This window comes from Anaerolineae bacterium (assembly GCA_025062375.1).
Taxonomy (GTDB): Bacteria; Chloroflexota; Anaerolineae; order SpSt-600; family SpSt-600; genus SpSt-600.
The window spans coordinates 1-22,131 of sequence record JANXAG010000011.1 but is presented as its reverse complement, the minus strand read 5'-3'; the positions used below and the strand labels follow the sequence as shown (position 1 = coordinate 22,131).

Sequence of the window (22,131 nt, the reverse complement as noted above, 5' to 3'; positions counted from 1 at the left end):
GCCCAGGGTATACGTATCCCCGGGCCCCTGCTTTGAGTTTATTCCACCACTTTGATGGGGTGAACATACTCCCAGAGGCCGTGAATGTTGCAGTAAGAAGTCGCATATAGAGTGCCCGATTTCTGGACTTTCATCCAGAAGACCACTTCGTGGTGGGTGTAAACGGGACCTGTATTGGGCCCCTGCACCGATTCACCATGGGCGTTAAAGGCGAAGTAGCCTACATCGTAAGCATACTTGTCCCCTTCAGGGTGGAAATAGACGTTTATCCAACGGATATGATGTTCGGTGGTGTTGGGATGGGCTATTTCTTTGCCTATACTGACTTTTACCTGGAAGAGCTCACCCGCCTTGACCTCCGAGGGAGCTTCAATGACTGGAACGTGCTTTTCAGTTTTCCAGTCAGCTTTCTGATAGAGTTCCCCTATCATTATGCACCTCCTTCTAAGAGTTTTAAGGCTTCTTCAAAGGCCATGGTGGTTTTATCCTTTATCAGCTTTTCCACCATGGCCCCCCATTTCCTGTCACCTATAGAGACACAGCCTACGGCTGTTCCGTCGCGCAGGACGATTTTCCTGTAAATTCCAGCCTCAGGTCTGGAAAAACGCAGGTGAATCCCTTGATTTTCCGGAAGGTTCACTTCACCTGCTGAGGTAACTTCTATATCCATTATCTTCAGGGAATTGGAAGGGACAACCTCTCTGTAGGTAGCTTCCTCACCGGCCATAGAGGCAGCAGCTACCTGAGCCTGGGCCAGGGCCACAGGGATTATCCCCCAGGAGCGGCCCCGGAAATAAGCCACATCCCCGGCAGCGTATATATCCGGAGCTGATGTGGCCATCCTCTCGTCCACCAAAATCCCCCCCTCTACCATAAGGCCGGCTTCCCTGGCCAGCCCGGCATTGCACTTGACCCCAATGGTTATGAGGACCAGTTGGGCCTGAAATTTTCGGCCATCACTCAGCACCACGCCTTCCACTTTCCCATTTCCCAGAATGGCCCTGGCTTCTGCAGAAACTTCTACCCTTATACCCATGTTTTCCACAAGCTTCTGTAACACGCGTGCTCCTTCTTCATCCAGCTGGCGGGGTAAAAGGTAGGAAGCTCGTTCCAGGACTACAACTGATAGGCCGCGAACTCTCAAAGCCCTTGCCGCTTCCAGCCCCAGAAGGCCCCCTCCCAGTATTACTGCTCTCTCACATTGCTCAGAGTAACTTTTTATAGCCCGGGCGTCGTCCAAGGTGCGGAGCGTGAAAACCCCTTCCCTGTCTATTCCCTCTAAAGGTGGAAGCAAGGGGAGGCTTCCTGTTGCCAGGAGAAGTTTCCTGTAGGAATATTCCCGCCCATCGGCAGTGACTATAGCTTTACGCTCGGGGAACAAGCGAACTACGGGAGTGCTAAGGTGAATTTTTATCCCTGCATTTTCATACCATGATGGCTCATGAGGGAAAAGCTCTTTTTCCGACAATTCCCCAGCGATAAAAGATGGAAGGCGCGGGCGATAGTAATAGTGGTATGGCTCCTTTGTAAAAACATCAATCTCTCCCGTTTTGCGCCGGGCAAGTTCCAAAGCAGCAGTTATACCTGCCACCCCATTGCCTATGATGACTAGGTTAAGAGGTAAGGGTTTCATGGAGTTTCTTTTATAAGACGAGCGAACTTAGCCCCGAATTCTTCCCCCTTCTTGAGTTCTTCAGGCTCTGGCCTGCCTGCGAACACCAGAGTATCTACCAGTTCCCATTTGAGGCGTTCGAGGATTTCCTTAAGCCTTCTCAGGGCTCCTCCGCTCCAGCCGTAGCTTCCAAAGTAGGCGGCTTTCTTGTTCATTACTCGTTTGAGGGCGGCTATGTCCAGGGCATGGGCAACTGGGGGGAAGAGGCCTCCTTCGTAGGTAGGAGCGCCTATTATGACCCCTTGCCGTGTCCACAGGTATGGGAGGATATAAGCTGGATGAACTCGGGCGGCATCAAATATCTCTACAGGAACCCCTTCCCGGGACACACCCTGAGCTACCGCGTTCATGAATTTTTCGGTATTGCCGTACATGGAGCCGTAAATAAGGGTGACAGCCGGTTCACCGGGAGATGTGGCATAACTTGCCCAGAGGCGGTATAGTTCCACTATTACTGAAGGGTTCTTACGCCAGAGAAGTCCGTGAGAAGGGGCGATAATATCAATCTTGAGGTCCTTGAGTTTCTCTATAGCCCTGAGGACGGGGCCGCTGAACGTAGCTACTACAGTTACGTAGTAGCGGAGAGCTTCTTTTTTGTAGAAATCCAGGTCGGTGCATTCGTCTTCAAAAATTGCCCCTCTCAGGGCGCCGTATCCTCCGAAGGCGTCGCAGGAGAAGAGGATCTGAGAATTCGTTTCATAGGTCATCATAGTCTCAGGCCAGTGCACGAATGGAGTATGAAGGAAGCGGAGAGTTCGCTGCCCTAAAGTAAGGAGTTCGCCATCTTCAACCACTTTGACGTTTTCCGTGATCCCGAAGAAGTTCTTTAGAAGTTCAGCTCCCTTAGGGGTGACTATTATGGTAGCCTTAGGGGCAACCTGCCGGAAAGTATACAGGGTTCCTGTGTGGTCTGGTTCCATGTGGTTTATAACAACGTAGTCAATTTCGGCGGGGTTGGTGACTTCAGCAATGTTGGAGAAAAATTCATCAGTTTTGAAGCCCTTGGCCAGGTCTATGAGGACCTTTTTTTCGTCCAAAATGATGTAGTAATTATAGGAGACCCCTTCCCTCTCTATAGGCCAGAGGCCTTCAAAGAGATCAGTAGTGCGATCATTTATGCCTACCCAAAAAATTCCCGGAGCTATGGATATTGGAGGCATGGCAGCGCTATTTTGCTTTAATCCAATGGCTGGAACATATCCTTAGTGGCTCCGCAATCGGGGCAAACCCAATCATCAGGGAGCTGTTCAAAGGGGGTGCCAGCAGGGACATTACGGTCAGGATCACCCTTTGTGGGGTCATAAATGTAGCCGCAAACGGTGCATTCATATCGCTTCATGGCAGGCCTCCTTTCTAAAGTTTTTGCCCTGAAAGCTTATATACTAAATTTGAGCGAATTTGTCAATAATCTTGAAAACTACCCTGAGCCAGAAGTTCGGGTGGTTTTTTGGCCCCATTTGTGGGCAGATTGCTTCCATGATGCCCTTTCCGCATCTTTTCCCACTTCCGTGGGTCTAGTTTAAGGCTTCCCTCAGAGGGCTGGTTTCTTTTTGAAGGGCCCCCTTAGGGTCCAGGGAGATCCCCCCTTCCCTTAAGTTTACCACCACGGTGTCTCCGAGTTTAAAGCGTCCTTCCAGGATGGCTTCAGAAAGAGGCTCTTCCACGTAGCGTTGGATCGCTCTCTTAAGAGGGCGAGCGCCAAAGTTGGGGTCATAGCCTTTCTCGGCCAGGAATTCCCGGGCTTCTTCTGTTATTTCTATGGCAAGCTTTTGCTCCTCAAGCCTTTTGGCCAGCTTGCCAATTTCCAGATCCACAATCTTTTTGATGTCTTCCTTGGTTAAAGGTTTGAAGACCACCACTGCGTCTACACGGTTCAGGAACTCGGGGCGGAAAGTGCGTTTGAGTTCAGCCATAACTTGCTCTTTCATAGCCTCATAGCGGGTCTGAAGGTCTTTAACTTCATCCCTAGTGGCTTTAAAACCAAGGGCTGCTGCCCTGTTGAGCCTTTCCACTCCAATGTTGGAGGTCATTATAATTATGCAGTTCCGGAAATCAACTCTGCGGCCGCGACCATCGGTGAGGTGGCCTTCTTCCATTATCTGGAGGAGGATGTTGAAGACTTCGGGGTGGGCTTTTTCTATCTCATCCAGAAGGATCACGCTGTAGGGGCGATGGCGAACGGCTTCAGTGAGTTGTCCTCCTTCTTCATACCCCACATAACCCGGAGGAGCTCCAATGAGGCGAGAAACTGTGTGGCGTTCCATAAATTCGGACATGTCTATTTGAATCAGGGCCTCCTCTGTTCCGAACATAAACTCTGCCAGAGCTTTGGCCAGCTCCGTTTTCCCTACCCCTGTAGGCCCCATGAAGATGAAAGTTCCAATAGGGCGGCGTGGATCTTTAAGCCCGGCCCTTGCCCTTCGGACAGCTTTGGCTATGGTTTCAATAGCTTCATCCTGGCTTACAATGCGCTTGTGAAGTTCCTCCTCCATCCTGAGGAGGCGTTTGGTCTCCTCTTCCGCCAAAGAGGTCACCGGTATGCCCGTCCACATGGAGACCACTTCAGCAATATCTTCGGGGGTCACCATGGGGAGGTCTTCAGAGAGGTCCCACTCCTCCCTGAGGGATGAAAGCTGTTTTTCCAATTCCACTTCTTTGAGGCGCAAAGCAACCGCCTCTTCGTAATTGCCGAATTCCAGAATTTCCTCTTTTCTCTGACGTATACGCCTTAAATTGCGGAATATTTCTAGAAGTTCACGAGCATGAGGCGATTTGTACATCCTTACTCTGGCAGCAGCTTCATCAATGAGGTCAATAGCTTTATCCGGAAGGTACCGATCCGTGATATAGCGGATGGACAGGCGAACGGCACTCAATATAGCTTCATCAGTTATCCTAACTTTGTGGTGAGCTTCGTACCGGCTCCTTATCCCTTTGAGGATCTCAATGGTTTCCTGGGGGGTGGGCTCTGAAACATATACAGGCTGGAAGCGGCGCTCTAAGGCGGCATCTTTCTCCACATATTTTCTATAGTCGTCAGGAGTGGTGGCCCCTATGCACTGCAATTCGCCACGGGCTAACGCTGGCTTAAGGATATTGGCAGCATCAACAGCTGAGCCTGCGGCTCCTGCGCCCACCAACATGTGCATTTCATCTATGAAAAGGATTACAGGGGAGCGGCGTATTTCTTCAATGACCTTCTTAAGGCGTTCCTCAAATTGTCCTCTATAGATGGTTCCAGCCACCAGCGCTCCCACATCCAGCATGACCACTCTCTTCTCCAGAAGGGGCTCTGGCACTTCTCCTGCCACTATGCGCTGGGCAAGCCCTTCCACGATGGCCGTTTTTCCAACCCCTGGCTCTCCTATAAGGGCAGGGTTGTTTTTAGTGCGCCGGGCTAAAATCTGCATCACCCTTTCTATTTCCTTCTCCCGGCCTATTACCGGATCAAGCTTCCCCTCCGCAGCCAAGGCTGTGAGGTCTACCGAAAGCTGGTCCAGCAAGGGGGTTGTGCTTTCGGGGGGGCGAGTGGAAGGCTGAGGCTTGCTTTCAATGAGGAGCTTTGTAGTTTGGCGCCGGATAGCTTCCAGGTCCACTCCCAAGTTTCTGAGGACTTCTATGGCCAGCCCTTCTTCCTCCTTAGCCAGGGCTAAGAGCAGGTGTTCGGTTCCCACATAATTGTGGCCCAACCTGCGGGCTTCGTCCATAGCTAAAGCTAGAACCCTCTTGGTTCTGGGGGTGAGGGTAAGCTGGGTTGGAGCATGCCTTCCGGGCTTTATGAGCCTTTCCAGACTACGGCGAACGTGAGAAGGGTTTATCCCGAGCTCTTCCAGGACTTTAACCGCTACGCTGTCCTTGTCGTGAAGGAGGCCCAGAAGGAGATGTTCAGTCCCAATGTAACTGTGGTTGAACCTTATGGCCTCTTCCTGAGCCAGTTTGAGGACTTTTCGGGCCTGTTTGGTAAATTTTTCCAGCTTATCCCCCATTAATCCCTCCGTGAAAACTCTTCATAATCTTTGCGCCAATCCTCGCTGGATCTATTATGCTCGGCCACCCTCTTCAAGCTTAAGCCCATCCGGCGGTGAACGGGGTCAAGGCTTATAATTTGCAAGCGCAGTACATCCCCCACCTTTACCACTTCTTTAGGGTGGTTTATGCGCTGGAAGGAAAGTTCGGATATGTGGATGAGACCTTCAATCCCATCTTCTATCTGGACGAAAGCGCCAAAGGGAGCCAGTTTTGTCACAGTCCCTTCCACAAACTGCCCGACCCGGTATTTTTCTTCCACCATGCTCCAGGGCTCAGGGTGGATGCGCTTCAGGCTCAAGCTTACTTTACCTCGTTCCCGATCTACTTCCAGGACGTAAACTTCCACCTTATCCCCTACTTTCACCACCTCACTCGGATGGGAAACCTTTGTCCAGGAGAGTTCTGATAGGTGGATCAAGCCTTCAATTCCTCCGATATCCACAAAAGCCCCGAATTCGCATATACCCGTAACGACTCCGGTGTATATATCTCCTTCCTGTAGCTCTCGCAGGAGGCGGTTCTTCTGCTCTTCACGCCATTCTTCCATAGCCAATTTCTCTGAAAGGATCAGGCGGCCCTGGTCTCTTTGAGCATCCATTACTTTCAATTTTATCTTCTGCCCCACCAATTCGGAAAGGACTTTTGTCCTGTTGCTTCCCCTGTGATTGCGGTACCGGAGCGGATCCACCTGGGATACAGGGACGAAACCCCTCAGGACTCCTATCTTTACCAGCAATCCCCCCTTGTTGTAATCCACTACTTCGGCCTCAAAGGTGGCTCTTGTGCGCTTGAGCTCCTCTACGTAATCCCAATCGGCCTCGAGCCTGGCCCTGAGGATGGAGACAACGGCCTGACTCGTGTCTGTCTCGGGCCTTACAATGCAAACAGGGATTTCATCGCCCTCTTTGTAATTTTTAAGTATCTCCCGGGCTGGTCCTGAGAGCTCTTTGTGGTGAAGGACTGCTTCAGTTTTTGTGCCAATGTTCACCAATACCTCATTGGGGGATATTTTCACAAGGACCCCTTTGACGATACTTCCGGGGGCTATGTGAGGTATTTCCAGAAGTTCGTGGAAGAATTCCGACTTTTCCATAAGCCCTCCCGGCCTCTTTCGGTTCAAGAAGTATTATAGATAAATCCAGGCTAAAAGGCAAACTCAAACTATCTGTAATCCCTAAAAAACTGCCCGGGCAGAACTTGCGCTCCTCAAACGTCAGTTTCCAGCAGGCTTTTATTTTCCGCAAAATCATGCTATAATTTCCTCAACGATTTGCAAAGGAGGCAAATTATGGGGGAAAACCTTTACCCTTTTGCCGCCCGCAATTTTCTGGATGCTTATTCCAACACAGATTACAGGATGCCTCTCCAGGCTCAGCAGTTGGACCGCTTTTACGTTCCCAGGGAGAAGGAGGGTTCACGGCTTGAGCTGCTCAAGAAGGAGATAATATGGGGTGCCGAAAAGGGTCTCTCCACTAAGTTCATCCTTTCAGGCCATGTAGGGTGTGGAAAATCCACTGAACTTAACCGCCTGACCAGAGATCTGGAGCGGGATGAAACCGCTTCTCACCAGTTGCTGGTGGTTTCTTACTCCATAAACGAAATCCTGGACCTCCAAGGGATTGATTACACTGATATCGCTTTCTCCATAGTAGTGGCCCTTTACAACAAGCTTCAAGCACTGGATATAGCCCTTTCTCCGGAAGAAGCCCACAAGGTTTCGGATTGGATAAACAAAGAAGTGGAAACCTTTACCCGCCGGACTCTTCAGGCTGAAGTGGACGTAGGCACGAATGAGGGTCTGGGGAGGCTTTTAAGCCTCATGTCCCTCATCGGAATAAGCGTAAGGGGCCGGGGAGAAAAGGTTGAAGAAACCCGTTTCCGCGTTCGGAAGAGGGCTTCCGAGTTGCGCGACCTGGTCAATGGTATCGTCAGGAGGGTTAAAGAGATAACCGGGAAGAACATCCTGGTGGTAATTGATGATCTGGACAAGTTGCCGCGAATGGAAGCCCTTCAGGTGTTCCGCGAGGAAGGGCCGTTCCTCACCCTTCTGGAGTGTATGGCTATTTACACCGCTCCTGTTTCCCTGATGTATGAACTGGGAGATTCGCCCGCTCTTGAACCCTATAAAACCTATCCGGTACCAATGTTCAGCGTCTTCAAGAAAGAAAACCGCCAGGTCAACGAAGAAGGTGTGGCCAAGCTTGAAGAAATGGTCTACAGGAGAGTCCACCCACAGCTTTTTGAGGATGGGGTGGTCCGACGCTTGGCCCTGGCCAGTGGAGGGGTTGCTCGCCACCTGGTGAAAATGGTGCAGGATAGTTGCCTCTATTGTGCCACCTTCAATCTCCCCAGGATAAGCCACGAAGTCGTGGACTGGGTTATAAACGAGTTCAAGAAAGATTACTCCCGGCGCCTCTCTCACGAAGATTACCTCAACCTCAAAAGGGTCTACGAGCTTAAAGAATGCCCCAGCCTGGAAAACGCCTGGGAATACCTTCAGTCCCTATGTGTTCTGGAGTATTCCAATGGAAACTACTGGTATGATGTCCACCCGGTGGTGGAACTTTTACTTGAGGAAAAGGGGTTAATATGAGCCCGGTGAAGGAAAGCTTCAGTGATCCCATTGAAAAACGCTACCCGGAGCAGATAAAACTTCTTCTATCCATGGTTCGCATGAGCAGGCTTGGAGGCATCGCCACTGCTGAATGCGATGACCTGGAACTGAGGGAACGCCTCTTCCGCTACTTTGAAAAGCGCTTCCGGGAAATGAACATATACCTTTACCCCGTGGAAATAACTGAGGAGGACTTGAACCTGGTTCGGGTCCTCAGGAACCTGACGGATAGGTCTGGCTTTAAGGAACTGGAGCTTTCAGGAAAATACGAGAACATAGTGTTCTTTGTGTATGGGCTGGAAAAACTCGCGGAAGAGGACCAGGAAAAATTCCTCCTCTGGTTAAACTTGTTCCGCGATGCCACCACTATTATCCGTCAGCCCATAATCCTCTGGGCTACGAGCGATTTTGTGGACAAAATGGCCCGGGAAGCCCCCGATTTCTGGACCTGGAAGGGAATGCTTTTTCGATTTGAAAGTCTCCCCACCGGGGCTATTAAGAGGGCTAAACTCCCGCCTCTGAAACGCTACCTCCAGAGCCTTCTGGAAGATCCTGATTTTTCCATCTGGAACGAGCTCTACATTCCCCTCAGAGCTATTCCCTTAGCAGAAGCCAAAGTCCGTTTCCACGCCTTTCTACGCCGTGGACCAGCTGGAGAAAGTCAGGACGTTATCTCTATCCTGGAAAAGGGGGAATCCGCTATTCTCCTGGGGGAACCAGGGGCCGGAAAGACCACTGTAGTAAAGCATCTTACTTGGCTTCTGGCCCGTAAAGCCTGGGAACGCCACGATGAAGAAACCCGCCGACCATTGCTAATCCCGGTCTTCATCCGCCTTCATCTGCTCCGCCGAACCCACCAGCTAGAAGAGCTCGTCCTGAGCCAGTTCCAAACCTATGGCCTTAAAGAGATAAAGGATTTGAAAGACCTGGAAGAACTTCTCCGCCAGAGCCCCGAAGCCTTAGAGTTAATGGACCGGAAAAGGGCTCGTTTTCTTTTCATCCTCGATGGATTAAACGAGATGCCTCCGGAGTCCAGGCCAGCTCTGGACCAGTTCCTTCACCGCTACCGGGACCACCGCTTTATCCTTACAAGCCGGTTCTACGACGAAGCCCTGGCAGGCCGCTTCCCCTCTTTCCTGCTCCAGGGCCTGAGAGAAGAAGACATTGACCTTTACGTTACTACATATCTGGGAGAGGAAAGGGGGCGAAAACTCGCACAAATCATAAAGACTGATCCCGCTCTCAGGGAGTTATCCTCCAACCCGCTGGCCCTTTCCATGCTTACCAGGATATCCTTCACTGACGAAATGTTTCCCCGCAACAGAGGGCTTCTGTTTCAGAAATTCGCTGAAAACCTCCTGCGTCGGACTGAAACAGAGTGGTGGATTATACTGGGCAGAACAAGAGGTAAAGTAGCGGTAGAGGTGAGCTGGGAGGTCCTCGCCTACCTTGGCCTCACAATGCAGAGGGAAAAAGCCGAGTCCATTCACCGGGAAAGGGTTTACTGGCTCATAAGGGAAACCACCTTCGGGATGAATGTGAAAGCTTCAGCTCAGGAGATCCTGGAAGGGCTTCTTTACAGCGGCCTCCTGCGCCTTTCCAGGGACAGAGACATGGTGGAGTTCATGCATCACTCAGTGCGGGAATACTTTGCTGCCCTTGGCCTCCTCAAGCGGGGAGAACCCATATCCTGGTATCTTGCAAGCCCTGAAGACATAGCGTACTGGTCTGGAGTGGCCATTTGCCTGTTTGGCCTTACCCCCTACAGAGCTTCCACCTACAGGGAGATAATTCAGGATGGCTCTGACCCCAATCGTCTCTGGCTGGCAGCTTCTTGTCTTTCCAGTATCCTTTCGGAGGGGGATATAGAAAAGCTTGAAAGCGAAGTTGTCCGGCAGGAAGGGGATAAAGCTCTATTCCACCTGGTGTGGGGGATGGCTTGCGAGCTTGCGGGCGATTTTATGGGAGCGATAGAACATCTGCTGGAATCCCTGCGCCTGAATCCCGACCTCTACTATGCCTATTACGAAGTGGGCTGGATACGCCGGGCTTTGGGGCAGAGAGATCTGGCCATAGAAGCTCTAAGAAAAGCCATAGAACTTTACCCCGGTCTGGTGGATGCTTACAACCTTCTGGGCATTATCTACTACGAAAACGGGGATTACACCAAGGCCATCACTAACTTCCTCCAAACCACTTCCCTGGAACCGGGTAATCCCCACCATCATTACAACCTGGGTCTTGCCTACAAAGCCCTGGGAGAATATGAAAGAGCCTTCGGGGCTTTCAGGCGGGCCTTCACCCTCAAACCTGACTACGAGGAAGCCAGAGTCCAACTGGAAATGATGGATAAAGCCCTTGCTACCCCTGTTCTCTCTTTCTTGAGGCAAGTCTATTTCCTCCGGGATGTCCCTCTGGAAAAATTGCTTCTCCTGGCCGAGCGCCTCAAACCTGTAAATTTCAAGAGCGGTGAGGTAATAATCAGGCAGGGGGAACTGGGTTCCACTTTTTATTTTATTGCTGAAGGCAAGGTTGAGGTTTACATCTACGGCCTGGAGGGGCGAAAGGTAACCCTTGGCATCCTCGGCCCCGGGAGTTATTTTGGGGAAATTGCCCTCTTAGAGGAAACTCCTATCCGAACGGCTTCAGTGGTGGCTCTTACCCCTGTGAAAGGCTGGGTTTTGAACAGGGAAGATTTTAACGAAGTCATGGCCTCGCTTCCTTCCGCAATGGAGAGATTGGTTCAGACCAGGAACGAGCGCTTGCAGAGAGATATAAGCAGGATACTGGAGGAGCAGGCAGCTCATTCTCCTCTTATCAGGATGGTATCCTCACCTGAAGGGAAACCCTCAGCCGAGCTGGAGCAGATTTTAACCATTCTCATAGCTGATGTCCAGGCTTCCACCCAGCTGGCCATGCTTCTGGGCCCCAAGGCTACCCTGAGGTTCATAAGGGAATTTTACCTGGAAATGACAGAGGCAGTGGGAGCCAGGGGGGTTATAAAGCAGTATACCGGAGATCAGATTTTGGTGGTCTTCAAGGAACCAGAAGAAGCCCTGAGGGTGGCCCCCAAAATGCAGGCAGCTTTCTCTCGCCTTGTGGAACGCTGGCTTGATAAATACCCAGAGCTACGCGAACACAGGCTTGGAATAGGGATAAGCACGGGGCCTGTAATGTTTGATACTGTGTGGTCCGAAAGCATTATAGCTGGCACTCCTGTAATATTGGCTTCTCGCCTTTCGGCCCGAAGCAAGCCTTTGGGGGAAATCTTGATGGATGAAGCTACTGCCCAGCGTGTCAAGGGGCAGTTTCCCCTTCAGCCTATGCCAACCCCCCTTATCATAAAGGGCTTTGAAACTCCTCTTAAAGTCTACAAGTTAGCCGTTGAAACTGAGGAAAGCCCTTCTCGCTGATGTAAAATGGGGGTTCCATTGAGTTTCTTCCGCCAGCTTGACAGGCGTGCTTTCCTGGGCTTTAAGGTTTGGGAATTTTCTTTCCGAAGCTTATCTCGCCCTTATGGCCTCTGGTTTTTGAAGCATGTGGTCTTACGTCATCCTTTAGCCACTTTGAGAGGCCTCCTTAAGTACCGAAAACTTGTGAAGAGAAACTTGCTGGACAGGGCCGTCAATTTCCTCGGGTCCGATAGTCCGGAAGATTTTTTCAGGGATCAGAAGAACCTGATAATAGCTCCGGGGTACTGTCAGAAGCCTTTTAACTGCCCGGCGGGACGTTTCAGCCCTTCTTGCCTCCTTCCCCAGTCCTGCTTTGAGTTTTGCTCCATCAAAAATCTCATCTCAGCCGGCCTCAAGCTTGGAGCCAAAGTATACGTGATGACGAGCGCCCTGAGGATAGGGCAGGACCTTCTGCTCCCCGCTCTGGAGGGAAAAGGCCCCTCTCGAATTCTGGCCTTCGTTTGCCCCTATTCCCTCCACCCCTTCGCTTTGGCCTGCTTGATTTGTGGCCTTAGGGGATTTATTCTCACTTTTGCTGAAGGAGCCTGTTCCGATTACGAAGCCTGGCTGATGGCGGATAAGGGTGTAAAGCCAGAGCAGACCGCCGTTAGCCGTGAAGGGGAAGAATTCCTTAGGAATTTCTCTCTTGAAACCTGAGGGTTTTGCCTCAGGAGTGGGCTTGTGGTATTTTTAAAGAAGCATAACTGCAGTAGTAGCGGGAGGGGGTATGCAGGGTTTTGAGGAGATGGGCAAGCTTCTCCTGCTCATGGGTTTTCTGGTAATTCTCATGGGGTTATTCCTCATTCTAGCAGGGCGTTTGCCTCACTTTGGCCATCTGCCAGGCGATATAATTATCAGACGAGAAAATTTCGGCTGTTACATCCCGCTGGCCACTTCTATCCTTCTCAGCCTTTTACTGACTATAATACTGAACCTCATCCTGAGGTTGAGGCGTTAAAGGTTCTCCCTATTCTCCCAGGACTTTGATGATAAGCCTTTTGGGACGTCTGCCGTCAAACTCGGCGTAGAAGATGCGCTGCCATGGCCCCAAATCCAGCCTGCCGTTAGTGACGGGCACTATGACTTGGTGATGCACCAGAACAGAGCGGAGGTGGGCGTCGCCATTGTCCTCCCCGGTGGCATTGTGATGGTAATCGGAACGGTAAGGGGCAAGCTTATCCATTAGCTCCCAGAAATCTCTGAAGAATCCTTCCTCATCATCGTTAACTATAACGCCGGCGGTGATATGCATGGCGGAGACCAGTACAAAACCCTCCTTTATTCCGCTTTCTCTGACTGCTTCCTCAACCTGAGGAGTTATGTGAACCAGCTGCGTCCTGTGGGTAGTGTTAAAGGTTAAGTACTTGGTGTAAGCTTTCATTTTTCCCCTCCGGGGGTTTGCGGTTTAGAGGATAAAGAAATATCTGTGCAGCTCCCAATCAGTCACTCTTATCCGGTAGTCATCCCATTCTTTCCGCTTGGCTTCCAGGAAGCGCTTGAAGGTGTGTTCTCCGAGGGCCTTTTTCACAAGCTCGCTTTTCTCCATTTCATCCAGGGCTTCGGCGAGGGAGCCGGGAAGGGTTCGGATGTATCGCTCTTTAAGACGGGAGTCGTCAAAGTGGTAAACATCTTCCTCCACAGGATCTGGTGGCCATAATCCTTTCTCAATGCCTTCAAGACCGGCGTGAAGCATTACTGCGAAAGCTAAGTAAGGGTTGCAGCTGGGGTCTGGGCACCGCAGTTCTATCCGTGTGGAGTTTTCTTTGCCCTGAGGAAAGGCGGGGACCCTGATGAGAGCCGAGCGGTTTATCCTGCCCCAGCATATGTAAACAGGGGCTTCATATCCGGGGACGAGGCGCTTATATGAGTTAACGGTGGGGGCCACAACTGCAGATAGAGCTCTGGCGTTCTCCAGCTGCCCTGCTATGAAGTGGTAAGCCAGCTTTGAAAGCTTATATTTATCGTCTGAGTCGTGGAAGGCATTGCGTCCATCCAGGGTGAAGAGGCTCTGGTGTGTGTGCATTCCGGAGCCATTTATCCCAAAGATAGGTTTAGGCATGAAGGAAGCGTGGAGGTTGTGGGCCTGGGCTACGGCCCTTATCACGTATTTGGTGGTTATTACGTTATCAGCGGCCGTGAGGGCATCGGAGTAGCGGATGTCCACTTCGTGCTGGCCGGGGGATACTTCGTGGTGATCCATTTCCATGTCAATTCCCATAATGTGGAGCATAGAGATTATTTCAGACCGAACTACTGCGGCCTGGTCCCTTGGGGAGAAGTCAAAATAGCCTCCGACGTCGTGGGGGACGGGTTGAGGTTTGGGGAAATCGTTCATTTTGAAGAGGAAAAATTCAATTTCGGCTCCTACGTTGTAGGTGTAGCCCATATCTTTTGCCTTCTGGAGCGCCCTTTTGAGGATATAGCGCGGGTCTCCTTCAAAAGGTTTGTAATCAGGGGTGTAGACATCGCAGAGGAGGCGTGCTTTGCGCATATTTTCGGGCTCCCAGGGTAGAATGCAGAAGGTTGAGGGGTCGGGCACAAGTAGCATGTCGCTTTCGTATATGCGGGCGAACCCTTCCACTGAGGAGCCGTCAAACCATATTCCTCGTTCAAGAACTTCTTCAAGGCGTTTTGCTGGGATTGTAGCGCTTTTTACCGAACCCATTATATCGGTGAATTGCAGGACGATGAATTTTATGTCTTCCTCTTTTACCTGGCGCAGGACTTCTTCAGGCGTCATGTTTCTGGTCATGGCATTACCTCCTTTTTAAAAATAGAAAGCTCCCAAGCCTCTTAAGCTGGCCTGGGAGCTTCAGGGCCCCCGTTTTCAATTTCCAGATAAATTATACCATCCTTCTTCCCCAAGCGCAAATTGGAGTTTGGGGGCGAAATAAGTTGCCGCTTGGCTCCGGACAATTTGGGGGGGCTTCAACACACCGCTTCGGAAGTGGTCCCCTCCAACGTCGGATTTTGGTTTATGCTGAAATCGTGATATCATAATTAAAATTTTGCGAGGAGGATAGTCTATGCAGCCCATTTTGTTGTCCGTCCTGGAAAACTGGGTTAGGTTCATTATGACCAGGCTTCCGGGTGCCATAGCTTTCTTCATTGGCGGCTGGATAGCTCTAAAGGTGGTTCTTTTCATTGTTAACAAAGCAATGCAGGCCGCTAAGACTGAACCTACCATTGCTTCCCTGTTCAGAGCTTTGCTCAGTGTAGCCGGCTGGATCTTAATCCTGGCCGGGACTTTGAGAGCGCTGGGTCTAAATGAACTGGCTTTAGCAATATCAGGCTCCATAGCAGCCGTCGCTTTAGGCCTCGCAACGGGTATATCCGGCACTACTTCTGACATCCTGGCTGGTATTTTCTTGGCCACTGACCCCGATTTTAAGGTCGGTTACAAAGTGACGGCAGCGGGGATAACGGGGGTGATAAAGTCTCTTGACTTGCGCAAAACCCGAATAGAGGGCGAGGACGGCAAGCTGTATGTGATCCCCAACAGAGCTGTAGAATCGGCTACTTGGGTGGTAGAAGAAAGGGCGTAATGAGATGGCCTTTGATGTGCCTGTAAAGCAAAATGAGAAGCTGAGAAAAGTACTGGAAAGGGTTAATCAGGACCAGGAGCTCAGACAGTGGTGGAAAAGCGCCAACATAAATGCTATTGACCGCCAGGGGATGAGCGATCACGGGGAAGTCCACATAAGGATAGTGGCCAATGCTGCTCTCAAGATCCTGAGGCTTCTTATGGAGGCAGGAATAAAGCCGAGTGCAGAGCTCAATCATGGCCTTACAGGAGAGGACGCAGAGGTTATCACTCTCCTCGGAGCCTGTCTCCACGATGTGGGGATGGCTATTCACCGGAGGGAGCATGAGCTTTTCAGTGTGGCTTTAGGTTATCCCAAAGCTCGCCAGCTCCTGGAAGGCATATACACTGAACCAACCATCACCATAATGGCCTGCGAAATTCTCCACGCCGTTATTGCCCACCGCTGGGATATGCCCTGTCTGACCATTGAGGCTGGGGTCGTTAAAGTGGCCGATGCCCTGGATATGACAGGTGGCCGCTCCAGAATACCCTTTGAGGCGGGCAAAGTGAATATCTATTCGGTCTCGGCCCTGGCGGTTGATGCGGTGAAAATTGAGAGAGGGGACGAAAGGCCTGTAAGGATAGAAATCATTATGAATAATTCGGCAGGCATCTTCCAGGTGGACGAGCTCCTTAAGCGCAAATTGCAGAACTCTTCCATTTATCCCTATGTGGAAGTAGTGGCGAAGATAGAGGGAGTTGCCGAGAGGAGAATTATGGAGGTTTACAGGCTTTAGGCCCTTTCAAAGGGATCAAAGAGCTTTCTGTGCTCCTGGAGGGCGAAGCGGTCGGTCATACCAGCGATGTAATCGCAAATTATTCGTGGGAGTTCTTCCTCCGCCAGGCGAGCTCTCACGCCTTCGGGGAGCTGGCGAGGTTCTGACATATAAGCGTGGAATAGATCCGCAATCAAGCGCTTGGCTTTGGTCATCATTCTCACTACGCGGTAGTGGCGGTAAAAGTTTTCCATGAGGTAAGTCTTTAGCTCCCGATAGAGGCTGGTCATTTCCTCAGAGAAGCTCACCAGGGATTGTCCGCATTTTCTCACTTCCTCTGCAGATCTGGGCGATGCCCTCTCCAGACGTCTCGTGGTTTCTTCCAGAGTGTCGGAAACGCTCCAGTCAATCAGCTTCCGAATGAGACGATGCCGGGCCAGGTCATCAAAAGCGTTTACGTTTATTCTGAGCTCTTTAACGAGCTCCCGGCCGATAGAGATGTCCAGGAGGGAAGAGGGGTTGAGGATACCGGCCCTTAGACCATCGTCCAGGTCGTGGGAAGAGTAGGCGATTTCATCTGCAATGTTTACAATTTGAGCTTCAAGGGACGGGAGTTTGTGAGGCTCGTAGCCTTCGCCAGTTCCTCTGTCGTATTCGGTGGTGTGTTTGGCGAGCCCTTCCCTTACTTCCCAGGTTAGGTTCAGGCCAGGGAAGTCAGGGTAGCGCCTTTCCAGCAGGGTAACGATCCTAAGGCTCTGGCGGTTGTGGTCAAATCCTCCGTAATTGGCCATGAGCTCGTGGAGAGCTTCTTCTCCTGAGTGGCCAAAGGGGGTGTGACCCAGGTCGTGAGCCAGGGCTATGGCTTCCACCAGGTCTTCATTCGCTCCCAAGGCTCTGGCTATAGTCCGCCCAAGCTGAGCTACTTCTAAGGTGTGGGTGAGCCGGGTACGGTAGTAATCTCCTTCATAGTAAACGAAGACCTGGGTTTTGTATTCCAGACGCCGAAAAGCGGTGGTATGGATTATACGGTCCCTGTCTCTCTGGAAGGCGGTGCGATACGGGTGCTCTTTCTCTGGATATTCTCTTCCCCGGCTTTCCCGGCTTTTCACTGCATAGGGGGCTAAGGTCAGGAGCTCAATCTCTTCAAGTTGTTCTCTTTGGCGCATCCTCTCAGGCTCCGGGGGTTGCAGTAGGGGTTGGGGAGGGCACCGGGGTAAGGAGGAAGGGCCTTGTGTGTCCGGCCTTCCATTCCAGGTTCAGGACTTCCCCTTCCCCTCCCAACACTCCTATGTCTTCACCGTTGACTATTGCTTTCACCCCTCCGGCGTTCCCACATTTTACATAGATGGTCTCTCCATTCCAGGACAGGGTTTCTCCGGGGTTCAGGAAACCGGCGAACACCAGAACCTGGTCCACTCTAACTTCAAGCCAGCTTCTCCCAACTCCTGCGAGGGTCAAATTAAGCAGATGGGGAGTAGGAGTGGGAGAAGGGGACGGAGTCCACGTAGGGGTAGGTGAAGGAGTTGCAGTTGGAGCTGTGGTGGGAGTTGGGGAAGGAGTAGGCTTCATAGGGAGCGAAAGAGTGGGGTGATAGTTGATGTAGGCAAACCAGCCCAGGGCTACAATCACCGCAATTATCAGGAGGGGGAGTAAAAATCCTCCCAGGTTTTTGAAAGGCCACGGGGAAGGCCTTTCCAGAGGAAATTCAGTTTTAGGGAGAGCTGTTTCTTGAGGGGGGATGCCGCCTCTTTCTGCCTGGTAGATTTTAAGCATTTCCTCGGGGTTAAGGCCGAGGAATAGAGCATAGTTACGGATGAACCCTCTGGCGAAGATTTCGCCGGGAAGCGAGTTGTAATCACCTTCTTCCAGGGCCTCTATAAATTTGGGTTTTATGCGCGTTTCTTTAGCTACCTCCTCAATGGTAAGGCCAAGAGCCTCTCTTCTTTCTCTTAGCCTCTGACCAAGTTCGCCCATGTGCCCCCCGGCTTTAGAAGTCTACGCTTTTCCCTTCATAAGCATAGAGGAAAAGCATTTCGGTCTCTTTTTCTGAAGGAATGCGGGTTCCGGCATTAATGCATGCATCCATGTTGGCGTTTTCTACGAGCCTGCGCAGGGCTTTTTCAAATTCTTCCTTTTCTATCCCTGCTTCAGCTAAGGTTAAGGGTTCATGGATCGTATGCGCCAGTTCCCGGATTTTTCTGGCAAGAAGGAAAGCGGCCTCTTTTTCATCTTGGAAAGGGATTCTCAGAAAGTGGAGGATTTCACCGTAACGGGTTCCGCCAGCGTTAGCGCAATATTCAATGGTGTAAGGGAGGAAAAGCCCCACTGCTCGGCCGTGATGGATCTTGAAAAGGGCTCCTAAAGAGTGGCCCAGAGCATGCGCCAGGGCAGCCATAGAGTTAATGAAACCAAGACCAGCCAGAGTGGCCGCATAGTGCATTTTAGTGCGAGCTTCTCGATCTTCTTTGCCCTTTTCGTAGGCCCGAGGGAGGAATTCAAAGATAAGTTTAATGGCCTGGAGGCATAGGCCATCGGCAAAGTCGTTATGCCATATGTTGGTAAAGCCTTCTACAGCGTGGCAGAGGGCATCCATACCCGTGGAGGCTGTTAAACCTGGGGGCAATTCCATTACAAGGTCTGGGTCTATGATGGCGATATCCGGAGTGCTGATGGGGGCACCGAGGGAAAGCTTGCGTTGTTCAGCTTTGTCTGTAAGAACCACTGCCCAGGTAACCTCGGCTCCTGTTCCGCTTGTGGTAGGGATGGCTACCATCCGGGCTTTCTGGCGAAGTTTTAATTCTTCGAAGGGGTTTATAGCTCTCGGATCAAGGTGAGGGTTTTCGTAAAGGAGCCAGATAGCCTTGGCCGCATCCAGGCACGACCCTCCACCTATTCCTACTATCCAATCAGGGTTAAGGGTTTCGGCAAGATCTTTTCCTTTCAGAACTGTTTCCAGAGAGGGCTCCGGTTCTACTTCGGAGAATATGCTGGTTTCAATGCCTGCATCCCTCAGGTATTTTTCAACTTTCTGGACAAATCCCAGGCGCAAAATGTTTTCGTCGGTAATTATAAGGGCTCTTCGGCCCCGGAGTTGGGAAAGGTGGAAGAGGGCATCATCCCCATAAACGATGTAAGGGGATTGGAAAAACCACATGTTTGCCTCCAGAGGTTAAGCCACGAACTCCGTTTCAATCCTGGAACAACACTTTACCAGTTCGTTTGCGGCTTTAACGTTGCGCATTATTTTTATCATGTCTCCTTTGAGTCTGAGCTGCCGGGTAACAAGGCCCTGGATGGGGTCCAGCTGACCCAGAATAACTTTCTTCCAGGTGCCGAAGGGGGCCCAAATTTTGAACTCAGGGTCTTTAACGGAGGGGTCGTGGGTCATAAAAGCTTCACGGCATTTTCCATGCCAGAGGTCCATATAGAAGTAAACGGTTTCTTTGAAATCGCCCTCGGGTTCAATGACGAAGTAAAAATCGCCTTCCCAGTTTTTGGCGGCTTCGGCATAGGTTTCGCTTTCGTTAAGGGTTTTGCAGAGGGCTTTTACCCATTCATCAGAGGGAAACTTGTAAGCCATGGGACACCTCCTTTTTGTGAAATCACCAACATTTTAATTGTTCCCCGGGAGATTGTCAATTTGGTTGAGGGCCTGTGGGCGAGCTTTTCAACGGTTTAATGCAGAAGCAGGGATAACCCCGGTTTGGACACGCACCCTCTGAGGGTTTTTCTCGCCAGACTATGGGCTCATCGGCTTGACAGGACCTTTCAAGAGGGTTAGAATCGTGCCATAAGTTTGCCTGAAGGGGATAAAACGGATGGCTTCCCGCAGGCTCTACTTTGCTTTGTTTATGGCTCTGGTATGGCTTTTCCTGGTTGTAGCCCTTTACTATGTACCCCATAAGCCTTTTTCTCCCTCCAACCTTAAGGCACTGGGGAAGGCCCTTTCGGCCCTGGCCGGAGGACTGGCAACGCTGGCTCTGGGAACGGGGTTAGGACTTCTGACCACGAAATTTTTTCCCTTTGAACCTGCCCAAAGGATGGTCTGGTCCGCAGCGCTGGGCATGGGGCTGCTCTCTTCAGGCAGTATGGCTCTGGGAGCAGTAGGCTTACTGAGGCCCACGGTAGTGTGGCCATTGACTTTGCTCGGTCTTGCAGCGACGGGGCCAGAGCTCGTCCGGGCTTTGAGGAAGTTTAAGTTCCCAGAACCTCAGAATCGCTTTGAGCGTTTCCTCGCTTTTTACATATTCCTTTCCCTGGGGCTCTCCCTCCTTCAGGCTTTAACCCCGCCTTCTGCCTGGGATTCCCTCGTTTACCATCTTACAGGTCCAAAGTTCTACTTGAAAGAGGGGAAAATTTCTCACCCCTTGGATTTACCTTACCTTGGGTTCCCGCAGCTTACGGAGATGCTTTTCACCTGGGCTATGGCTCTTGCGGGCGAAAGAACTGCCGCTGTAATCCACTGGTCCTACGGCCTCCTGGCAGCTTTCATAGGCCTTGGGTTTTCAGAAAGCCCTTATCTGGTGGGAGCGCTTGTCCTCTCTGCTCCAACGGTTTTTATCCTAACCAGCTGGCCCTACGTTGATATAGCTTTGCTGGTTTATGTAACTTTGACCTTCCAGGCCCTGGAATTCTACCGCGAAAGGCGTTCTTTGAGGTGGCTCGTCCTGGCCGGGGCGATGGCAGGCTTTGCCCTTTCGGTCAAGTATACGGCCGTGGCCGTCCTGGTGGCTGCTTCTTTCCTCCTCTTCATTGTGAACCGGAGGAGGGAGTGCCTCCTTTTCCCTCTGATAGCATTCCTTCTTTTCTCTCCCTGGCTCATCAAAAACCTGGCTCTTACAGGCAACCCTTTCTATCCGTTTTTCCTCAAGGGGGTTTACTGGGATGAATACCGGAGATGGTGGTTCGGAAGGCCGTGGACGGGTTTCGCCACCACTGCTCCTTTTAAATTGGTCACCGCTCTTTGGGATGCCACCATCTGGGGAGTTGAGGGCCTCAAAGGTTATCAGGCTTCCCTCGGGCCTTTGTTCCTCGGGCTTTTTCCTCTCCTGGCCGGCTGGAAGCTTGTATCCCAGCGGGAACGTTTGATAGTGCGCGATGCTCTTATTTTCTTTTCCATCCTCTACGCTTTCTGGCTTTTGGGGCTGGCCTGGAGTCAATTGCTAGTTCAGGGGCGCCTTCTGCTTCCGGCCTTTGGCGTTCTGGCCATAGCCCTTTCAGTCGGGGTCAGAGCACTGGAGGCGCTGCCACCTAGGCCCGTGAATTTGGGGTGGGTCTTCCGGGCCGCTATTGTTTTAGTGCTGGTTTTCAACCTGGTAGAATTTTCTCTGGGCACTATTGAAGTTTCTCCCTTGAGAGTTATTGTGGGCTTTGAAAGGGAGGAAGATTTTCTCGCTCGCCGTCTTGGATGGTATATCAAGGCTATAGAGTTCATTAACCAGGATTTGCCCCCGGGGGCCAGGGTTCTTTTCCTTTGGGAACCCAGAAGTTATCACTGCCAGCGGGATTGCCTTCCTGATTCCATTTTGGATCGCTTTTCCCATTCCCTTTATCTCCACGGTTATGATGCTGAGGCTCTGATCTCAGCCTGGCGGAGAGAAGGGGTGACCCATTTGCTCCTTCACCGGGCAGGGCTCAATTATATTGTAGAAGAAGGATTTGATCCCATCGGGCCCGGGGAGCTTGAGGTGCTGGGTGAGGTGCTGAGGTTTTGCCGAAAAGTGAAAGATTTTGGGGGGGCTTACCAACTTTTTGAGCTCCCTGAAGCGAGCTCCCATTTTTTGTTTGAAGAATAGGGATAAGCTCTTCAGGTTTTATCCCCGCAGGTTCAGGGTTTACGTTTGTTTATTTAGTCGGGCTCATGAGGGCAATATTCTTTTAAGGTCTTGGGGGGCACCCCCGAAGTCCCCCGAGATGGGGGCTTCGCCCCCCTCCACCCCCCGAATTTTTCCCACCCTCGTGGGCTTTAGGTTCGCCACGGTTCTGGATCCCACTCGTGGGTAGAATGCAAGAGGTTGGTGATCGCTCCCTTTTTGAGGTTTCTGGGGGCACATCCCCCAAAC

The 22,131-nt window shown here is 51.3% G+C and carries 19 protein-coding genes; 7 read left to right on the top strand and 12 right to left on the bottom strand.

Features of this window, described 5'->3' with window-relative positions; all coding sequences use genetic code 11:
- Window positions 1–38 precede the first annotated feature (38 nt).
- From NZ653_04690 to NZ653_04665, 6 genes are all read right to left on the bottom strand, one after another.
- Entirely contained in the window at window positions 39–431 is a 393-nt protein-coding gene (locus NZ653_04690; protein ID MCS7286414.1) for a class II SORL domain-containing protein, read from the bottom strand.
- A complete protein-coding gene (locus tag NZ653_04685; protein ID MCS7286413.1) occupies window positions 431–1,633 on the bottom strand; it encodes an FAD-dependent oxidoreductase in 1,203 nt (400 codons plus the stop codon). The genes NZ653_04690 and NZ653_04685 overlap by 1 nt, the downstream gene beginning before the upstream one ends.
- On the bottom strand, window positions 1,630–2,832 hold the full coding sequence (locus tag NZ653_04680) for an FprA family A-type flavoprotein (GenBank protein ID MCS7286412.1): 1,203 nt from the start codon (window positions 2,830–2,832) through the stop codon (window positions 1,630–1,632). Before NZ653_04680 ends, NZ653_04685 begins: the two co-directional genes overlap by 4 nt.
- Before the next feature lie 17 nt (window positions 2,833–2,849).
- Entirely contained in the window at window positions 2,850–3,011 is a 162-nt protein-coding gene (locus tag NZ653_04675; GenBank protein MCS7286411.1) for a rubredoxin, read from the bottom strand.
- A 175-nt stretch (window positions 3,012–3,186) separates the two neighbouring features.
- Window positions 3,187–5,658 (bottom strand): ATP-dependent Clp protease ATP-binding subunit, encoded by a 2,472-nt coding sequence (locus NZ653_04670; protein MCS7286410.1) that lies wholly within the window; start codon window positions 5,656–5,658, stop codon window positions 3,187–3,189.
- Window positions 5,658–6,794, bottom strand: a complete 1,137-nt coding sequence (locus NZ653_04665; GenBank protein MCS7286409.1) for a S1 RNA-binding domain-containing protein — start codon at window positions 6,792–6,794, stop codon at window positions 5,658–5,660. The genes NZ653_04670 and NZ653_04665 overlap by 1 nt, the downstream gene beginning before the upstream one ends.
- 195 nt (window positions 6,795–6,989) lie before the next feature.
- Between NZ653_04665 and NZ653_04660 the strand changes: the two genes are divergently transcribed.
- The 4 genes from NZ653_04660 (at window position 6,990) to NZ653_04645 (ending at window position 12,725) form a co-directional block, all read left to right on the top strand.
- Complete coding sequence (locus NZ653_04660; protein ID MCS7286408.1) at window positions 6,990–8,294, top strand: hypothetical protein; 1,305 nt, start codon at window positions 6,990–6,992, stop codon at window positions 8,292–8,294.
- On the top strand, window positions 8,291–11,728 hold the full coding sequence (locus NZ653_04655; GenBank protein ID MCS7286407.1) for a cyclic nucleotide-binding domain-containing protein: 3,438 nt from the start codon (window positions 8,291–8,293) through the stop codon (window positions 11,726–11,728). Before NZ653_04660 ends, NZ653_04655 begins: the two co-directional genes overlap by 4 nt.
- Before the next feature lie 6 nt (window positions 11,729–11,734).
- Complete coding sequence (locus NZ653_04650) at window positions 11,735–12,424, top strand: hypothetical protein (protein ID MCS7286406.1); 690 nt, start codon at window positions 11,735–11,737, stop codon at window positions 12,422–12,424.
- A 70-nt stretch (window positions 12,425–12,494) separates the two neighbouring features.
- On the top strand, window positions 12,495–12,725 hold the full coding sequence (locus tag NZ653_04645) for a DUF2905 domain-containing protein (protein MCS7286405.1): 231 nt from the start codon (window positions 12,495–12,497) through the stop codon (window positions 12,723–12,725).
- Window positions 12,726–12,734: 9 nt separating this feature from the next.
- On the opposite strand, the gene NZ653_04640 is transcribed toward NZ653_04645, so the two are convergent.
- Together NZ653_04640 and glnA are read right to left on the bottom strand one after the other, a co-directional pair.
- Window positions 12,735–13,148, bottom strand: coding sequence for a secondary thiamine-phosphate synthase enzyme YjbQ (locus NZ653_04640; protein ID MCS7286404.1), 414 nt, complete (start codon window positions 13,146–13,148; stop codon window positions 12,735–12,737).
- A 24-nt stretch (window positions 13,149–13,172) separates the two neighbouring features.
- Window positions 13,173–14,519, bottom strand: a complete 1,347-nt coding sequence (glnA, locus tag NZ653_04635) for a type I glutamate--ammonia ligase (GenBank protein MCS7286403.1) — start codon at window positions 14,517–14,519, stop codon at window positions 13,173–13,175.
- A gap of 274 nt (window positions 14,520–14,793) precedes the next feature.
- On the opposite strand from glnA, the gene NZ653_04630 reads away from it, so the two are divergent.
- Together NZ653_04630 and NZ653_04625 are read left to right on the top strand one after the other, a co-directional pair.
- Window positions 14,794–15,312, top strand: coding sequence for a mechanosensitive ion channel family protein (locus NZ653_04630; GenBank protein ID MCS7286402.1), 519 nt, complete (start codon window positions 14,794–14,796; stop codon window positions 15,310–15,312).
- Between the two features lie 4 nt (window positions 15,313–15,316).
- Complete coding sequence (locus NZ653_04625; protein ID MCS7286401.1) at window positions 15,317–16,090, top strand: HD domain-containing protein; 774 nt, start codon at window positions 15,317–15,319, stop codon at window positions 16,088–16,090.
- Here NZ653_04625 and NZ653_04620 read toward each other — a convergent pair.
- The 4 genes from NZ653_04620 to NZ653_04605 are packed head-to-tail and all read right to left on the bottom strand — an operon-like array spanning window position 16,087 to window position 19,649.
- Window positions 16,087–17,235: a deoxyguanosinetriphosphate triphosphohydrolase gene (locus tag NZ653_04620; GenBank protein ID MCS7286400.1), complete on the bottom strand. Its 1,149-nt coding sequence runs from the start codon at window positions 17,233–17,235 to the stop codon at window positions 16,087–16,089. The two genes, NZ653_04625 and NZ653_04620, sit on opposite strands and share 4 nt — an antisense overlap.
- 4 nt (window positions 17,236–17,239) lie before the next feature.
- The gene (locus NZ653_04615) at window positions 17,240–18,043 is read right to left on the bottom strand and encodes a DUF4115 domain-containing protein (GenBank protein MCS7286399.1); all 804 of its coding nucleotides are present in this window, start codon (window positions 18,041–18,043) and stop codon (window positions 17,240–17,242) included.
- Window positions 18,044–18,056: 13 nt separating this feature from the next.
- Window positions 18,057–19,223: an iron-containing alcohol dehydrogenase gene (locus NZ653_04610; protein ID MCS7286398.1), complete on the bottom strand. Its 1,167-nt coding sequence runs from the start codon at window positions 19,221–19,223 to the stop codon at window positions 18,057–18,059.
- 15 nt (window positions 19,224–19,238) lie between these two features.
- Window positions 19,239–19,649, bottom strand: coding sequence for an SCP2 sterol-binding domain-containing protein (locus tag NZ653_04605; protein MCS7286397.1), 411 nt, complete (start codon window positions 19,647–19,649; stop codon window positions 19,239–19,241).
- 238 nt (window positions 19,650–19,887) lie between these two features.
- Between NZ653_04605 and NZ653_04600 the strand changes: the two genes are divergently transcribed.
- On the top strand, window positions 19,888–21,864 hold the full coding sequence (locus tag NZ653_04600) for a glycosyltransferase family 39 protein (protein MCS7286396.1): 1,977 nt from the start codon (window positions 19,888–19,890) through the stop codon (window positions 21,862–21,864).
- The last annotated feature ends 267 nt before the right edge of the window (window positions 21,865–22,131 follow it).

What these genes read in the sequence shown, in the direction of transcription:
- NZ653_04685 (MCS7286413.1), bottom strand. Translation starts at nt 1,633, where the DNA reads ATGAAACCCTTACCTCTTAACCTAGTCATCATAGGCAATGGGGTGGCA.
- NZ653_04645 (MCS7286405.1), top strand. Translation starts at nt 12,495, where the DNA reads ATGCAGGGTTTTGAGGAGATGGGCAAGCTTCTCCTGCTCATGGGTTTT.
- NZ653_04675 (MCS7286411.1), bottom strand. Translation starts at nt 3,011, where the DNA reads ATGAAGCGATATGAATGCACCGTTTGCGGCTACATTTATGACCCCACA.
- NZ653_04620 (MCS7286400.1), bottom strand. Translation starts at nt 17,235, where the DNA reads ATGCGCCAAAGAGAACAACTTGAAGAGATTGAGCTCCTGACCTTAGCC.
- NZ653_04640 (MCS7286404.1), bottom strand. Translation starts at nt 13,148, where the DNA reads ATGAAAGCTTACACCAAGTACTTAACCTTTAACACTACCCACAGGACG.
- NZ653_04630 (MCS7286402.1), top strand. Translation starts at nt 14,794, where the DNA reads ATGCAGCCCATTTTGTTGTCCGTCCTGGAAAACTGGGTTAGGTTCATT.
- NZ653_04660 (MCS7286408.1), top strand. Translation starts at nt 6,990, where the DNA reads ATGGGGGAAAACCTTTACCCTTTTGCCGCCCGCAATTTTCTGGATGCT.
- NZ653_04665 (MCS7286409.1), bottom strand. Translation starts at nt 6,794, where the DNA reads ATGGAAAAGTCGGAATTCTTCCACGAACTTCTGGAAATACCTCACATA.
- NZ653_04690 (MCS7286414.1), bottom strand. Translation starts at nt 431, where the DNA reads ATGATAGGGGAACTCTATCAGAAAGCTGACTGGAAAACTGAAAAGCAC.
- NZ653_04625 (MCS7286401.1), top strand. Translation starts at nt 15,317, where the DNA reads ATGGCCTTTGATGTGCCTGTAAAGCAAAATGAGAAGCTGAGAAAAGTA.
- NZ653_04605 (MCS7286397.1), bottom strand. Translation starts at nt 19,649, where the DNA reads ATGGCTTACAAGTTTCCCTCTGATGAATGGGTAAAAGCCCTCTGCAAA.
- NZ653_04615 (MCS7286399.1), bottom strand. Translation starts at nt 18,043, where the DNA reads ATGGGCGAACTTGGTCAGAGGCTAAGAGAAAGAAGAGAGGCTCTTGGC.
- NZ653_04655 (MCS7286407.1), top strand. Translation starts at nt 8,291, where the DNA reads ATGAGCCCGGTGAAGGAAAGCTTCAGTGATCCCATTGAAAAACGCTAC.
- NZ653_04610 (MCS7286398.1), bottom strand. Translation starts at nt 19,223, where the DNA reads ATGTGGTTTTTCCAATCCCCTTACATCGTTTATGGGGATGATGCCCTC.
- NZ653_04670 (MCS7286410.1), bottom strand. Translation starts at nt 5,658, where the DNA reads ATGGGGGATAAGCTGGAAAAATTTACCAAACAGGCCCGAAAAGTCCTC.
- glnA (MCS7286403.1), bottom strand. Translation starts at nt 14,519, where the DNA reads ATGACCAGAAACATGACGCCTGAAGAAGTCCTGCGCCAGGTAAAAGAG.
- NZ653_04600 (MCS7286396.1), top strand. Translation starts at nt 19,888, where the DNA reads ATGGCTTCCCGCAGGCTCTACTTTGCTTTGTTTATGGCTCTGGTATGG.
- NZ653_04680 (MCS7286412.1), bottom strand. Translation starts at nt 2,832, where the DNA reads ATGCCTCCAATATCCATAGCTCCGGGAATTTTTTGGGTAGGCATAAAT.
- NZ653_04650 (MCS7286406.1), top strand. Translation starts at nt 11,735, where the DNA reads ATGGGGGTTCCATTGAGTTTCTTCCGCCAGCTTGACAGGCGTGCTTTC.